The following is a 14,379-nucleotide window of genomic DNA, read 5'->3' as shown; positions in this document are numbered from 1 at the left end:
CTAGGTGATTGCGCTATAGCCAGGCAAATCGCTATGCTGAGCGACCATTTTCTTGAAGCAGTGGAAGCGGGGTATCCCCGTTTTAAGCGGGTAATAAGTGATATAAAAAAATAAAAACCCTAAACCTTAACATAAGACTGCTGCTAATAAAATACGCTGACTAGGGGCACGCCCATGAATAGAGGTCTTCACCAGCCTGGCGAGTTTCGCGATAACTGTGGCTTTGGCCTAATTGCCCATATGGAAGGGCAGGCCAGCCACGACTTGCTGAAAACGGCTATTGAGTCACTTACTTGTATGACCCACCGTGGCGGCATTGCGGCAGACGGAAAAACCGGTGACGGTTGCGGCCTGCTGATTAAAATGCCGGCACAATTCATGCGCGCTGCAGCGAAGCAGGCATTAGATGCGGAGCTGGGTGAGCGTTTTGCTGTGGGTGTCGTCTTCTTACCAGATGACGATGCGCGTGCCGCTCATGCTAAGGAAACCCTTGAGCGCGAATTAAACAGCCGAGGCCTAGAGGTATTGGGTTGGCGCGTGGTTCCCACCGACTCAAGCGTTTGTGGTCCAATGGCGCTGGACTGTTTGCCGCGTATTGAGCAACTGTTTGTTCAGCCAGGTACCAGCGAACGTTTTGATGTTGACCTCTTTATGGCGCGTCGTTATGCCGAGCAGGCGTTGCGCAGTGAAGAAGATTTTTACGTTGCTTCACTTTCATCTGAAGTGGTGTCCTATAAAGGTCTCGTGATGCCGGAAGATTTGCCGGCCTTCTACAAAGACCTTAACGACCCAAGCCTCGAAACGGCTATTTGCGTTTTTCACCAGCGCTTCTCTACCAATACTGCGCCGCGCTGGCCATTGGCTCAACCATTCCGCATGTTGGCGCATAATGGTGAGATCAACACCATTGAAGCCAACCGTGGCTGGGCGAACTCCCGCAAGGCTAACTTCGTTAACGAGCATCTGCCCGACATTGCGGACCTTGATGAAATCGTCAACACCACGGGCTCTGATTCTTCAAGTATGGATAACATGCTCGAAGTGCTGCTGACCGGAGGGATGGAGTTGCATCGTGCGGTGCGCATGATGGTTCCGCCTGCTTGGCAGAACGTTGAAACCATGGACGCTGAGCTACGCGCGTTCTATGAATACAACTCTATGCATATGGAGCCTTGGGACGGCCCTGCAGGCGTGGTCATGACCGATGGTCGTCAAGCGGTATGTATGCTGGATCGTAATGGCCTTCGCCCCGCACGTTGGGTAATTACCAAAAACGGTTATATTACCCTGGCGTCTGAGATTGGCACCTACGGCTATCAGCCTGAAGATGTGGTGGCAAAAGGTCGCGTTGGCCCTGGTCAAATATTGGCGGTAGATACTCATACTGGGGAAGTGCTGCACACTCAGGATATCGATGACCGCTTAAAGTCTGCGTATCCCTATAAGCGCTGGCTTAAGCAAGAAGCTAATTACCTTGAGTCGGCACTGACTGAGCTTGCGCGTTTCCAGACAATGGATACTGATGCGCTTAATGTTCAGCAGAAAATGTTCCAAGTAAGCTTTGAAGAGCGCGACCAAGTGCTGCGTCCGTTAGCAGAAAGCGGTCAGGAAGCCGTGGGTTCTATGGGGGATGATACCCCGATGGCCGTGCTGTCCAGCCGCCCGCGCCTGCTGACTGACTTCTTCCGTCAGAAGTTTGCTCAGGTGACCAATCCGCCGATTGACCCGCTTCGCGAAGCGATCGTGATGTCGCTGGAAACCTGTTGTGGTGCGGAGCTGAACGTCTTTAAGGCAACGCCTGAGCATGCTCACCGTCTGATCCTGACAACCCCGGTGCTGTCGCCGCGTAAGTTTACTGCGCTAGTCAGTCAGGACGACCCTGCCTTCACCAGCCATACCTTATCCCTGGGTTACAACCCCGAGCATACCAGTCTTCAGCAGGCGGTCACTTTGCTGTGCCAAGAAGCCGAGGCGCAGGTAAAAGCGGGTAAAGTAATTTTGGTGTTAACTGACGCCGACCTTCCGAAGGGGCAGTTACCCATCCAGGCTGCTTTGGCCGTCGGGGCTGTTCATTCTCATCTTGGGCGGTTGGCACTGCGACCCAACGCTAATATCGTGGTGGAAACCGGCTATGCAAGGGATGCACACCAAATGGCGGTGCTGTTTGGTGTGGGCGCGACCGCAGTGTACCCATGGCTTGCTTACCAAGTCATGGCTGACATGCACCGCACGGGTGAGCTGACGGGCAATCCTGCCGATGCTCGGGAAAATTATCGTAAAGGCCTGCAGAAAGGGCTGTTCAAGATTCTCTCGAAAATGGGTATCTCAACGCTGGCTTCTTACCGCGGTTCTATGCTGTTTGAAGCGGTGGGGTTATCCGATGAAATTATGGATACCTGCTTCGTGGGCATGGCGTCACGTATTCAGGGGGCTGGCTTTGCAGAGCTGCAAATGCAGCAAGAGCTGCTGGCGAAGGATGCCTGGATCCCCCGCAAAGGTATTTCCCAGGGCGGTATGCTGAAATACGTCCATGGCTATGAATACCATGCCTACAACCCGGATGTCGTGAAGTCGTTGCAGGCGGCGGTACAAGAAGGCAGCTACGCGAAGTGGAAGAAGTTTGCCCAGCTGGTTAACGAGCGTCCGGTCGCGACTATTCGTGACTTGCTGACGCTTAAGCCCGCTGCAACGCCGCTTCCGTTGGAAGAGGTTGAGCCAATTGAGGCGCTGATTCCGCGCTTTGACAGTGCCGGTATGTCACTCGGCGCGCTTTCGCCGGAAGCTCATGAAGCGCTGGCTCAGGCGATGAATGAGTCGGGTGGGCGTTCTAACTCTGGTGAAGGCGGCGAAGATCCCGCTCGCTACGGCACCATTCGTAGCTCGAAAATTAAGCAAATCGCCTCTGGTCGCTTTGGCGTTACCCCCGCGTATCTGGTCAATGCAGACGTGCTGCAGATCAAAGTCGCTCAGGGTGCGAAGCCCGGCGAGGGCGGTCAGCTACCCGGTGGCAAAGTTAACCAGCTGATTGCTCGGTTGCGCTACTCGGTGCCCGGTGTAACGCTGATTTCGCCACCGCCTCATCACGACATCTATTCGATTGAAGACTTGGCGCAGTTGATCTTCGACCTCAAGCAGGTCAACCCCGATGCCCAGGTCTCGGTAAAACTAGTCTCCGAACCAGGTATTGGCACCATTGCTACCGGTGTAGCGAAGGCTTACGCGGATCTGATCACCGTTTCCGGTTACGACGGCGGCACCGCGGCAAGCCCATTGACCTCTATCAAGCATGCGGGGTCGCCTTGGGAGCTTGGACTGCCCGAGGTTCATCAGGCACTGCGTATTAACGGTCTGCGAGACAAGATTCGTCTGCAAACAGACGGTGGTCTTAAAACGGGCCTCGATGTGGTTAAAGCGGCGATTCTTGGGGCGGAGAGCTTTGGTTTTGGCACCGCCCCTATGGTGGCGCTGGGCTGTAAGTACCTGCGTATTTGTCACTTGAATAACTGCGCCACCGGCGTGGCCACGCAAGATGACTTCCTGCGTGGCGAGCACTTCCGTGGCACCGTCGATATGGTGAAAAACTACTTCCGCTTTATTGCTGAAGAAGTGCGTGAACTGATGGCTATGCTGGGGGTGCGCCAGTTAACCGACTTGATTGGCCGTACTGACCTACTTGAAGTGTTGGAAGGCAATACTGCCGCCCAGCGTAAGTTGGATTTAACCCCACTGCTGTCGAATGACTTCGTGCCCGCTGATGCGCCCCAGTTCTGCAATGTGAGCCGTAATGTGCCCCACGACCCAGGTGCTAAAAACCAGGAAGTGCTGGCCGCGTTGAAAGAGGCCATTGAAAACCAGTCTGGGGGTGAGTTTGATTTCACCATTACCAACTGTGACCGCAGCGTAGGTGCGTTAACCTCTGGTGCCATTGCCAAGCGCTACGGCGAAGATGGCTTAGAAGCAGCGCCGGTCACTGCCCGCTTTGTCGGGGTAGCGGGACAAAGTTTCGGTGTTTGGAATGCCCGTGGCTTAAACCTCTATCTCGAAGGCGATGCCAACGACTACGTGGGCAAAGGCATGAACGGCGGTAGCATTGTGATTGTGCCGCCTAAGGTTAGCCAGTTTGAAAGTCACAAAACCGCCATTATCGGTAACACCTGCTTGTATGGCGCGACGGGCGGCACGCTGTTCGCCGCGGGGACTGCAGGCGAGCGCTTTGCCGTGCGTAACTCAGGAGCCACTGCCGTTATCGAAGGCGCGGGTGATCACTGCTGTGAATACATGACCGGCGGTTTAGTCTGCGTATTAGGGGAAACCGGCGTTAACTTTGGCGCGGGCATGACCGGTGGTTTTGCCTATGTATTGGATGAAGACCGTACCTTTGTGGACAAGTACAACCACGAGCTGGTCGAAATCCACCGAGTCAATACCGAAGCGATGGAAGCGTATCGTCGTCACCTGCGTGAAATGATCGAAGCCTATGTTGCGGCAACAGGCTCTGATCGAGGTGCGGCGATTCTGGAAGACTTCGGCGACTACGCGCGCCACTTCTGGCTAGTGAAGCCAAAAGCGGCAAGCCTAGGTAGTTTGCTGAATCAATCTCGGCGTCAGCCGGAATAACCCGCCAGAGCCTACGCTTCGAGGAGAGAGATTATGGCTAGCCGTTTAAATAACGATTTCCAGTTTGTTGATGTGGGTCGTCAAGACCCACAGAAAAAAGCCGCACATATGAGGTCAAAAGAGTTCGCTGAAATTTATGAGCCCTTTAAACCCACTGATGCGGCGAGCCAGGCGCATCGTTGCCTGCACTGCGGTAATCCGTACTGCGAGTGGAAGTGTCCAGTACATAACTATATTCCCAACTGGCTTCAGCTGGTGGTGGAAGGCAATATTATTGAAGCTGCTGAGCTGTCACACAAAACCAATTCACTGCCGGAAGTCTGTGGCCGCGTATGCCCGCAAGACCGCTTATGTGAAGGCGACTGTACGCTGAACGATGGCTTTGGTGCGGTCACCATTGGCTCGGTGGAGAAGTACATTACTGACACTGCGTTTGCCATGGGCTGGCGTCCGGATATGTCTAAGGTAGAGTGGACCGACAAGAAGGTCGCCATCGTGGGCGCGGGGCCGGCGGGTCTGGGTTGCGCGGATATCCTGGCGCGCAACGGCGTCAAGCCGGTAGTGTTTGATAAATACCCTGAGATTGGCGGTCTGCTGACCTTCGGTATTCCAGAATTCAAGCTAGAAAAGAACGTGATGGAGCGTCGTCGTGCCGTCTTTGAAGAGATGGGTGTTGAGTTTCGTCTGAATACCGAAATTGGCACCGACATCGAATTCGACACGCTGCTGCAGGAGTACGACGCTGTTTTCCTGGGAATGGGTACCTATAAGTACATGGAAGGCGGCTTCCCAGGCGAAGATTTGCCTGGCGTGTATAAAGCGCTGGATTTCCTGATCGCCAACGTTAATCGCCGGTTAGGCTTTGAAAAAGATCCTAACGACTTTATCTCGATGGAAGGTAAGCGTGTGGTGGTGCTTGGTGGTGGTGACACGGCCATGGACTGTAACCGCACCTCGATTCGCCAGAACGCCGACAGCGTGATCTGTGCTTATCGTCGTGATGAAGAGAATATGCCGGGCTCCCGTCGTGAAGTCGCCAATGCGCGTGAGGAGGGCGTTGAGTTTCTGTTCAACCGCCAGCCGGTTGCAGTGGTGGGCGAAGAGCATGTCGAAGGGGTTAAAGTAGTTCGCACCCGTTTGGGTGAGCCCGATGAAAATGGCCGTCGACGTCCTGAAGTGGTGCCTGGGTCTGAAGAAATTATTGCCGCCGACGCAGTTGTGGTGGCATTTGGTTTTCAGGCAAGCCCAGCACCGTGGTTCGATAGCGCCAACATCCAGGTCGATGAGCGTGATCGCGTAAAAGCGCCAGAGCACGGCCAGTACGCCTACCAAACCAGCAATGAGAAAATTTTTGCCGGTGGCGATATGGTGCGCGGCTCTGACCTGGTGGTCACCGCGATTTACGAAGGCCGCCAAGCTGCTGAGGGGATTTTGGATTACCTAGGCGTTTAGTTTTGATAGTGAGGGGCGTCTTCGCCCCTCTGCCACCTGCAGTTCAAATTGAGCCTTTAGGCGTACTCTGCTATTCTGTCATCCCATCCTGGTGTGGCTTTCTGTTACGCCTTTTGATCACGTTTCGACAGGTTTTCCATGACACGATATATCTTCGTGACCGGCGGCGTTGTGTCCTCTCTTGGCAAGGGCATCGCGTCGGCCTCGCTGGCGGCGATTCTAGAGGCCCGCGGCCTTAAGGTCACCATGCTCAAGCTCGACCCCTACATCAACGTGGACCCGGGCACCATGAGTCCTTTCCAGCACGGCGAGGTGTTCGTCACCGAAGATGGCGCCGAGACGGACTTGGATCTAGGGCACTACGAGCGCTTTATTCGCACCAAAATGACCCAAGGGAACAACTTCACCACTGGCCGCGTGTACGAGAGTGTGCTGCGCAAAGAGCGCCGTGGTGATTACCTGGGGGGCACCGTTCAGGTCATCCCTCACATTACCGATGAAATTAAGCAGCGCGTCTATGCGGGCGGTGAAGGCTTTGACGTGGCGCTGGTGGAAATCGGCGGCACAGTAGGTGATATCGAATCACTGCCGTTCCTTGAGTCGATTCGCCAGATTCGCAGCGAACTTGGTGCTAGCCGCGCGATTTACATGCACCTCACGCTGGTGCCGTACATCAAGACCGCCGGTGAGACCAAAACCAAGCCGACTCAGCACAGCGTCAAAGAGCTACGCTCGATTGGTATCCAGCCGGATATTTTGATTTGCCGTAGTGAAGTAGAGCTTGAAGAGAGCGAGCGTCGCAAAATCGCCCTGTTCACTAACGTAGAAGAGCGTGCCGTTGTACCGTTACAGGATGCCGATACCATTTATCGCATTCCGTTAATGCTTCACGAGCATGGCCTGGACGATATCGTCTGTGACAAGCTGCGCCTTGAAGCAGAGCCAGCCGACCTTTCGGAATGGATTAAGGTGCTGGATTCCAAGCTGAATCCGCTTAAGTCGGTGAGCATTGCCATGGTGGGTAAGTACATGGAACTGCTGGATGCCTATAAGTCGCTTAACGAAGCGCTTATTCATGCAGGCATTCAAGGGCGCATTAAAGTCAATGTCGACTATATTGACTCTGAAGATATTGAGCACCATGGTACCGAACGGCTGGCTGGCAAAGATGCCATCTTAGTACCTGGTGGCTTCGGCGAGCGCGGTGTGGAAGGAAAAATTCTTACTGCGCAGTTTGCTCGTGAGAACAATATTCCCTACCTGGGTATTTGTCTGGGGATGCAGGTGGCGGTTATCGAGTTTGCCCGCAATGTGGCAGGCTGGAAAGATGCTAACTCTACCGAATTTACCCACGACACCAAACACCCGGTGGTGGGCTTGATTACCGAGTGGATTAACGCTGAAGGCAAGATCGAGCTGCGTGACGCAGCGTCTGACTTAGGCGGCACCATGCGACTAGGCGGTCAGGTCTGTCACCTGGCATCCGGTAGCAAAGCCCGCGAAGCCTACGGTGCTGATGAGATTGTCGAGCGTCACCGACACCGCTTTGAAGTCAATAACCAGTTTATTGATGAGCTGGAGCAGGCGGGGTTGGTGATTTCTGGTAAGAGTGTCGATCAATCCTTGGTAGAAGTGGTAGAGCTTGCTGATCACCCGTGGTACGTGGCGTGTCAATTCCACCCGGAATTTACGTCGACACCGCGTGACGGACATCCGCTTTTCTCTGGGTTTGTTAACGCTGCCTTAGAGCACAAAACGGCACGTACGCGCGCTCATACAACGACTCAGGAATAAGAGGGAGAGCGAATAACATGTCTTCGACTTCTCAATCACCCTTTCCAGAGCGTCATATTAACGTTGCCGGCCTAACCGCCGGCAATTCTTTGCCGCTAATGTTATTCGGCGGCATGAATGTGCTGGAGTCGGCGGAGCTCGCTGATGAAGTGGCACAGGCCTACGTTAATGTGACGCAGAAGCTCGGGATGCCTTATGTGTTTAAGGCAAGCTTTGATAAAGCAAATCGTAGCTCGATCCACTCTTATCGCGGACCTGGACTAGAGAAAGGTTTGCAGATTCTAGCGGATATTAAAGCGCGCTACGGCGTGCCCATTATTACCGACGTTCACGAGCCTTGGCAGGCTGAACCCGCGGCTGAAGTCGCCGATATTATTCAGTTGCCAGCGTTTCTTGCCCGCCAGACCGACCTGGTGGTGGCGATGGCTAATACTGGCGCTGCGATTAATATCAAAAAACCGCAGTTTCTCGCACCTCACGAAATGCGCCATATCCTCACCAAGTTTCAGGAAGCCGGTAACGATCGCTTAATGCTGTGTGAGCGTGGTACCAGCTTTGGCTATAACAATCTGGTGGTGGATATGCTGGGCGTTGGTGATATGAAGCAGACCGGCTATCCGGTGTTCTTCGACGTCACCCATGCCTTGCAGCGCCCAGGTGGCCGTGCGGACAGTGCCGATGGCCGTCGTGCCCAAGTGGCAGAGCTGGCCCGTGCGGGTGTTGCCGTTGGTTTAGCGGGGATTTTCCTAGAAGCTCATCCTGACCCAGATAATGCTAAGTGTGATGGGCCCTGCGCACTGCCGCTGGATCAATTAGCGCCATTTTTGACTCAGCTTTCGCAGTTAGATGCCTTGGTGAAGGGATTTGCGCCTTTGACCATCCGTTAATCGCGACAGCAAACATGGTATACATTGGACCCACAATCATCCATTAGACTGACAACCAAAGGACACTGTTATGACCAAAATTGTTGAAATCAGCGCACTAGAAGTGCTCGATTCCCGCGGCAACCCGACAGTTCAGGCCATGGTTCGCCTGGAAAGTGGCGCCGTAGGTGAAGCGTGCGCGCCCAGCGGTGCTTCGACTGGCTCCCGCGAAGCGCTCGAACTGCGCGATGGCGACAAGACACGCTACCTTGGAAAAGGCGTTTTAAAAGCCGTTGAGGCCGTGAATGGTAAAATCAGTGATGCGTTGTTGGGAATGGATGCGCGCGACCAGCGTGGACTGGACGACGCAATGCTGACCCTAGATGGCACTGAAAATAAAGCTAACCTGGGCGCGAATGCCATTCTGGCGGTGTCGCTGGCTGCCGCTAAAGCCGCTGCCAACGCGAAAGGTGTGCCACTGTATGCGCACATTGCCGAGCTTTATGGCCAGCCGGGTCAGTACAGCATGCCGGTGCCGATGATGAACATTCTTAACGGTGGCGAGCACGCTGACAATAACGTTGATATCCAAGAGTTCATGGTGCAGCCAGTAGGTGCGGCGAACTTCCGTGAAGGCTTGCGGATGGGCGCGGAAATTTTTCACGCATTGAAAAAAGTACTGTCTGCCAAAGGTCTTTCTACATCAGTGGGTGACGAGGGCGGTTTTGCCCCTAACCTGGCATCTAACGCAGATGCCCTGGCGATTATTAAGCAAGCTGTTGCTGATGCCGGTTACGCACTGGGTAAAGACGTTACCTTGGCGCTTGATTGTGCCTCTTCCGAGTTCTACAAAGATGGCCAGTACAACCTAGCTGGCGAAGGCAAAAGCTACGATGCAGAAGGCTTTGCCGATTATTTGGCCGGCCTTTGTGCGGACTACCCGATCGTATCCATCGAAGATGGTATGGACGAATCTGATTGGGCAGGCTGGAAAGCGCTAACTGACAAGCTGGGCGACAAGGTACAGCTGGTTGGCGATGACTTGTTTGTTACCAACACCAAGATTCTTAAGCGGGGTATCGACGAGCAAATTGGTAATTCAATCCTGATTAAGTTCAACCAGATCGGTTCGTTGTCTGAGACGCTGGATGCGATCAAGATGGCTCAGGATGCTGGCTTCACGGCGGTTATTTCTCACCGCAGCGGCGAAACTGAAGATACCACCATTGCTGATTTGGCGGTGGGTACCTGTGCAGGTCAAATCAAAACGGGTTCCTTGTGCCGCTCTGACCGCGTTGCAAAATATAACCGTTTGTTGGTGATCGAAGCAGAGCTTGGTGATGTCACCTATCCTGGTTTGCAGGCTATTAAAGGCCAATAAGCGCTAAGTGGGCGCTGGCGTGTAAGAGATCTCTCAAAATTTTGTAAGAGATCTCTTACAAATACGGGTGATATTCGCCTAAATTGGCACAAAAAAACCTCTTTATTCTCGATGGTTTTTCATTAAGCTTTTGATTTTAATGTAGTTGTTTAAAATAAGGCGAGCCGCAATGGTTCGCCTTTTGTCGTTTTGGGCCGCTTGAGTTGAAATGGCTTTCTGCCACAATACTATCAGGACAGGGGAGGCAAGGATGCTTTAGGCAGGATGCAACGGGATGCAGGCAGGTACGCTGGGTGACACATTGAGGTGAGCCCTGGCAAGGATCGTACCTGAGGAAGTTGACACACGGAGTGGTCATTAGGAAGTGCTTGGAGCGGGCGGCCTACGGGCCGCCTTTTTTTGCCTGTTTCCCCAGGCTAAGTAGCAATGAGGCTTGGAGTCAAAACTGCGCACAAAAAAACCAGCGCAAGCGCTGGTCTGGAAAATAGTCTGTTTGCGCGACTAACGCTCCAGCTTTTCAAGCTTACCAGTTTTGCCGTCCCACTCTTCTGCATCAGGCAGCGGGTCTTTTTTCTCGGCAATATTCGGCCATACGTCGGCTAATTCAGCGTTGATCTCAATAAACTGTTCTTGGCCATCCGGCAGCTCGTCTTCAGAGAAGATCGCTTCTGCGGGACACTCCGGTTCACACAGGGCGCAGTCAATGCACTCATCTGGGTGAATTACCAGGAAGTTGGGGCCTTCGTAGAAGCAGTCGACCGGGCAGACTTCCACACAGTCGGTGTATTTGCACTGGATGCAGTTCTCGGTAACGACAAACGTCATCTTGCTATCCCTCTTGCGGGACCGGGCAGCACCCGGTCGTGGTCAATAGTGAATGGTTATAAATCAGTCGTTTTTTATAAGCTAAAATAGTATGGGCGACATTCTAGTGGTGCCCTTACGTGGCGGCAAGCGCTCGGTTTACCTCATTACAACAGTTCCCGCCATTGGTACAGCAGCGCCAGTGCTTCGCGGGGTGTTAAATCGTCTACATCGGCCTTGCCTAGTGCTTCCACCACAGGGTGTGGTGTGCTGGCAAATAAGTCGTTTTGCTGCGGAGCGGCGTGCATGCTATTAGGGCGCTGCAACTCGGTGACATCTTTTTGTTCCAGAGTCATTAGTTTTTCACGGGCTCTGCGGATCACGTGGCTGGGAACGCCCGCTAGCTGTGCCACCTGTAAGCCATAGCTCTGGCTGGCAGGGCCTTTCTCAATGCGGTGCATAAACACGATGCTGTCGCCATGCTCGGTGGCAGTCAGATGGATGTTAGCCACGCCTTCGGCCTGCTCCGGTAGTGCGGTCATTTCAAAGTAGTGAGTGGCAAACAGCGTTAGTGCCCGCGCATCAGCTAAATATTCGGCACTTGCCCAGGCCAGCGAAAGGCCGTCAAAGGTGCTGGTGCCACGGCCAATTTCGTCCATCAATACCAGGCTATGTTCAGTCGCGTTGTGCAGAATATTGGCGGTTTCGGTCATCTCGACCATAAACGTAGAGCGCCCACCTGCTAGGTCGTCTGATGAACCAATACGGGTAAAAATACGATCCACTGGGCCTATTTCTGCGCTATCGGCAGGCACGAAGCTGCCGCTATGCGCCAGCAGAGCGATGAGCGCAGTTTGGCGCATATAGGTTGACTTACCACCCATGTTCGGGCCGGTAATGATGAGCATGTGTTGCTCAGGCGTTAGCGTGACATCGTTGGGAACGAAGGGTGTTTCACTAACGTGTTCAACCACTGGGTGTCGGCCAGCGCTAATTCTGAGGCCAGTGGCATCACTTAGCTGTGGACGAACCCAATTAAGCGCCTCGGCGCGCTCGGCAAAGGCGCATAGTACGTCAAGTTCTGCCAACGCCCGTGAGGTGTTTTGCAGAGGGTGGAGCGCCGCGTTGAGCTCACCCATCAAGCGATCATATAGCCATTTTTCTCGTGTAAGAGCCCGAGACTTGGCTGAGAGTGCTTTGTCTTCGAACTCTTTTAGCTCGGGGATAATAAAGCGTTCAGCATTTTTGAGTGTTTGACGGCGAATATAGTCAGCGGGCGCCTGCTGTGCCTGAGAGCGAGGTAATTCAATAAAGTAGCCATGAACTCGATTATAGCCGACTTTCAAATTGGCGAGGCCAGTACGCTCGCGCTCACGCAACTCAAGCTGAACTAGGTAGTCACCGGCATTTTCTGCCATGCCGCGGTGTTCATCTAACTCGGCGTCAAAGCCGTTGGCAATCACGCCGCCATCACGAATCACCACCGGCGGATTCTCAACCAGCGCGCGGGTTAAGGTATCCGCGATGTCTGGATAGGGCCGAATGTGTGGTTTAAGGGTATCCAGAATGCTGCCGCTATCAATCTCACTGAGCAGTTGTTCCAGAGCAGGTAATGTGACGAGTGCGTCGCGCAGGCGTGCTAAATCCCGCGGGCGGGCACTGTAGAGTGCTACCCTGGCAAGAATACGCTCGACGTCTCCCACATCGCTTAAGGTTTCACGTAGTGCCATATAGGCGGCGTCTATGGAGAGTAGCGCCACACCCGCCTGGCGGCCTTCCACAACATCACGCTGGCGCAGTGGTCGGTTAAGCCAGCGCTTTAATAGCCGAGATCCCATGGCGGTGGTACAGGTGTCTAACACACTGGCTAAGGTGTTATCGCCACTGCCGCCAAGGTTAATGTCAATTTCCAAATTGCGTCGGCTGGCGGCGTCAATCACCACGGCATCATCGCGGTTTTCGACGCTAATGGCCGTTACGTGGGGCAGGCGTGAGCGCTGGGTGTCTCGGGCGTAATCGATCAGTACCCCCGCAGCGATAAGTGCGGTAGTTAAATGTGCGCACCCAAAGCCACGTAAATCCTGGACTTCAAACTGATCGCACAGGCTGCGAGTGGCGCTGTCCAAGTCAAACAGCCACTCTCCTTGACGCCGTAGGCTGCGCTTTTGTGACCATGCATCGGGCAGCGTCAGGCTTTCGGGGACTAATAGCTCGGCGGGTGACAAGCGAGTTAGCTCAGCCAGCATTTCGGCTTCGCTTTCCACTTCCAAGACATTGAAGCGTCCGCTGGAAAGTTCCAGCCACGCAAGACCCCAGCTGTCTTTGCCGGGGGCAGCGGCGACCAATACATTATCGCGGCGGGCATCCAGAAGGGCTTCATCGTGAAGCGTGCCAGGGGTCACGATGCGTACCACTTGGCGGTCCACAGGACCTTTGCTGGTAGCGGGGTCGCCTATCTGCTCACAAATGGCGACTGACTCACCTGCGCCTACCAGCCGAGCTAAATAGCCTTCAGCGCTGTGGTAGGGTACGCCCGCCATAGGAATGGGCTTGCCGCCCGACTGACCGCGCTGGGTCAGGGTGATGTCCAGTAGCGCAGCAGCGCGCTTGGCATCATCGAAAAATAGCTCATAAAAATCCCCCATCCGGTAAAACAGAAGTACCTCTGGGTGATCGCGTTTGATCTTAAGATATTGCGCCATCATTGGCGTGTGAGCGGGGCTGGCCTGTGACATGAGCGTCCTGGTTGAGCGTAGCGCAAGCAATCTCAGCTTGCGGCATGTTCATTGGCGATTTCTTTGAGCAATTTCTTTGAGCAATTTCTTTGAGAAAGCTAAACGCTGTATTCTACGCTGAACTAAGGTCTCACATGAAGGAGTCACTATGGCACCCAGCGTTTCAAGCCTAAAGAATCTGGATCTGTCGCTGCTTGCCCAACGGTTGGGACGACTTTGCCAGCAGCTTGGCGTCGAAGTGACCACGGCAGAGTCCTGTACTGGGGGCGGTATTGCCAGTGCAATCACCTCTGTTGCGGGCAGCTCCGCGTATTTTACGGCAGGCTATGTTACCTACTCCAATGCCGCCAAAACGCGTATGTTGAATGTGCCTGGCGCTGTGCTTGAAGCCCATGGAGCAGTTAGCGAGCAGGTCGTTAATGCCATGGTAAAAGGTGCTTGCTTAGCAAGTGGTGCTCGCTTAGCCGTTGCAGTGAGCGGGGTGGCTGGGCCTGATGGCGGCAGTCAAGAGAAACCGGTAGGTACGGTGTGGCTTTCATGGGGCAGTGCAGAAAGCCAACAAGCAGAGCGATTCTACTTTCATGGTGACCGGCAGGCGGTGCGCGAACAGGCTGTGCGTGAAGCGTTGGCTGGGTTGGTGGCACGATTGATGGCGCAGGCGAAAGGCAGTGAAAAGAAATAAATATTAAATATGGTGCTGAGGATTTGTTTAGCCGCTAATCTTTGGCAT

At 54.0% G+C, this 14,379-nt stretch carries 8 protein-coding genes; 6 read left to right on the top strand and 2 right to left on the bottom strand.

The features are described 5' to 3' along the window. Window positions 1-174 precede the first annotated feature (174 nt). The 5 genes from gltB to eno all read left to right on the top strand — a co-directional run bounded on the left by gltB (window position 175) and on the right by eno (window position 10,110). A complete protein-coding gene (gene gltB / locus HZS79_RS09105; protein WP_179927662.1) occupies window positions 175-4,617 on the top strand; it encodes a glutamate synthase large subunit in 4,443 nt (1,480 codons plus the stop codon). Between the two features lie 33 nt (window positions 4,618-4,650). Then, window positions 4,651-6,069: a glutamate synthase small subunit GltD family protein gene (locus tag HZS79_RS09100; RefSeq protein WP_162218170.1), complete on the top strand. Its 1,419-nt coding sequence runs from the start codon at window positions 4,651-4,653 to the stop codon at window positions 6,067-6,069. 138 nt (window positions 6,070-6,207) lie between these two features. After that, entirely contained in the window at window positions 6,208-7,863 is a 1,656-nt protein-coding gene (pyrG, locus tag HZS79_RS09095) for a CTP synthase (protein WP_162218169.1), read from the top strand. A gap of 17 nt (window positions 7,864-7,880) precedes the next feature. Next, window positions 7,881-8,750 (top strand): 3-deoxy-8-phosphooctulonate synthase, encoded by an 870-nt coding sequence (gene kdsA, locus HZS79_RS09090; protein ID WP_162218168.1) that lies wholly within the window; start codon window positions 7,881-7,883, stop codon window positions 8,748-8,750. A gap of 70 nt (window positions 8,751-8,820) precedes the next feature. After that, window positions 8,821-10,110, top strand: a complete 1,290-nt coding sequence (gene eno, locus HZS79_RS09085; protein WP_162218167.1) for a phosphopyruvate hydratase — start codon at window positions 8,821-8,823, stop codon at window positions 10,108-10,110. A 501-nt stretch (window positions 10,111-10,611) separates the two neighbouring features. Here the strand turns inward: eno and fdxA are convergent. Then, complete coding sequence (gene fdxA / locus HZS79_RS09080) at window positions 10,612-10,935, bottom strand: ferredoxin FdxA (protein WP_009722190.1); 324 nt, start codon at window positions 10,933-10,935, stop codon at window positions 10,612-10,614. Window positions 10,936-11,081: 146 nt separating this feature from the next. Next, window positions 11,082-13,649, bottom strand: a complete 2,568-nt coding sequence (mutS, locus tag HZS79_RS09075; protein WP_162218166.1) for a DNA mismatch repair protein MutS — start codon at window positions 13,647-13,649, stop codon at window positions 11,082-11,084. 148 nt (window positions 13,650-13,797) lie between these two features. Here mutS and HZS79_RS09070 point away from each other — a divergent pair, with 148 nt between their 5' ends. After that, complete coding sequence (locus HZS79_RS09070) at window positions 13,798-14,331, top strand: CinA family protein (RefSeq protein WP_162218165.1); 534 nt, start codon at window positions 13,798-13,800, stop codon at window positions 14,329-14,331. Window positions 14,332-14,379 lie beyond the last annotated feature (48 nt).

Source organism: Vreelandella zhaodongensis, from assembly GCF_013415115.1.
Lineage (GTDB): Bacteria > Pseudomonadota > Gammaproteobacteria > Pseudomonadales > Halomonadaceae > Vreelandella > Vreelandella zhaodongensis.
This window is presented reverse-complemented; position numbering and strand designations above follow the sequence as displayed.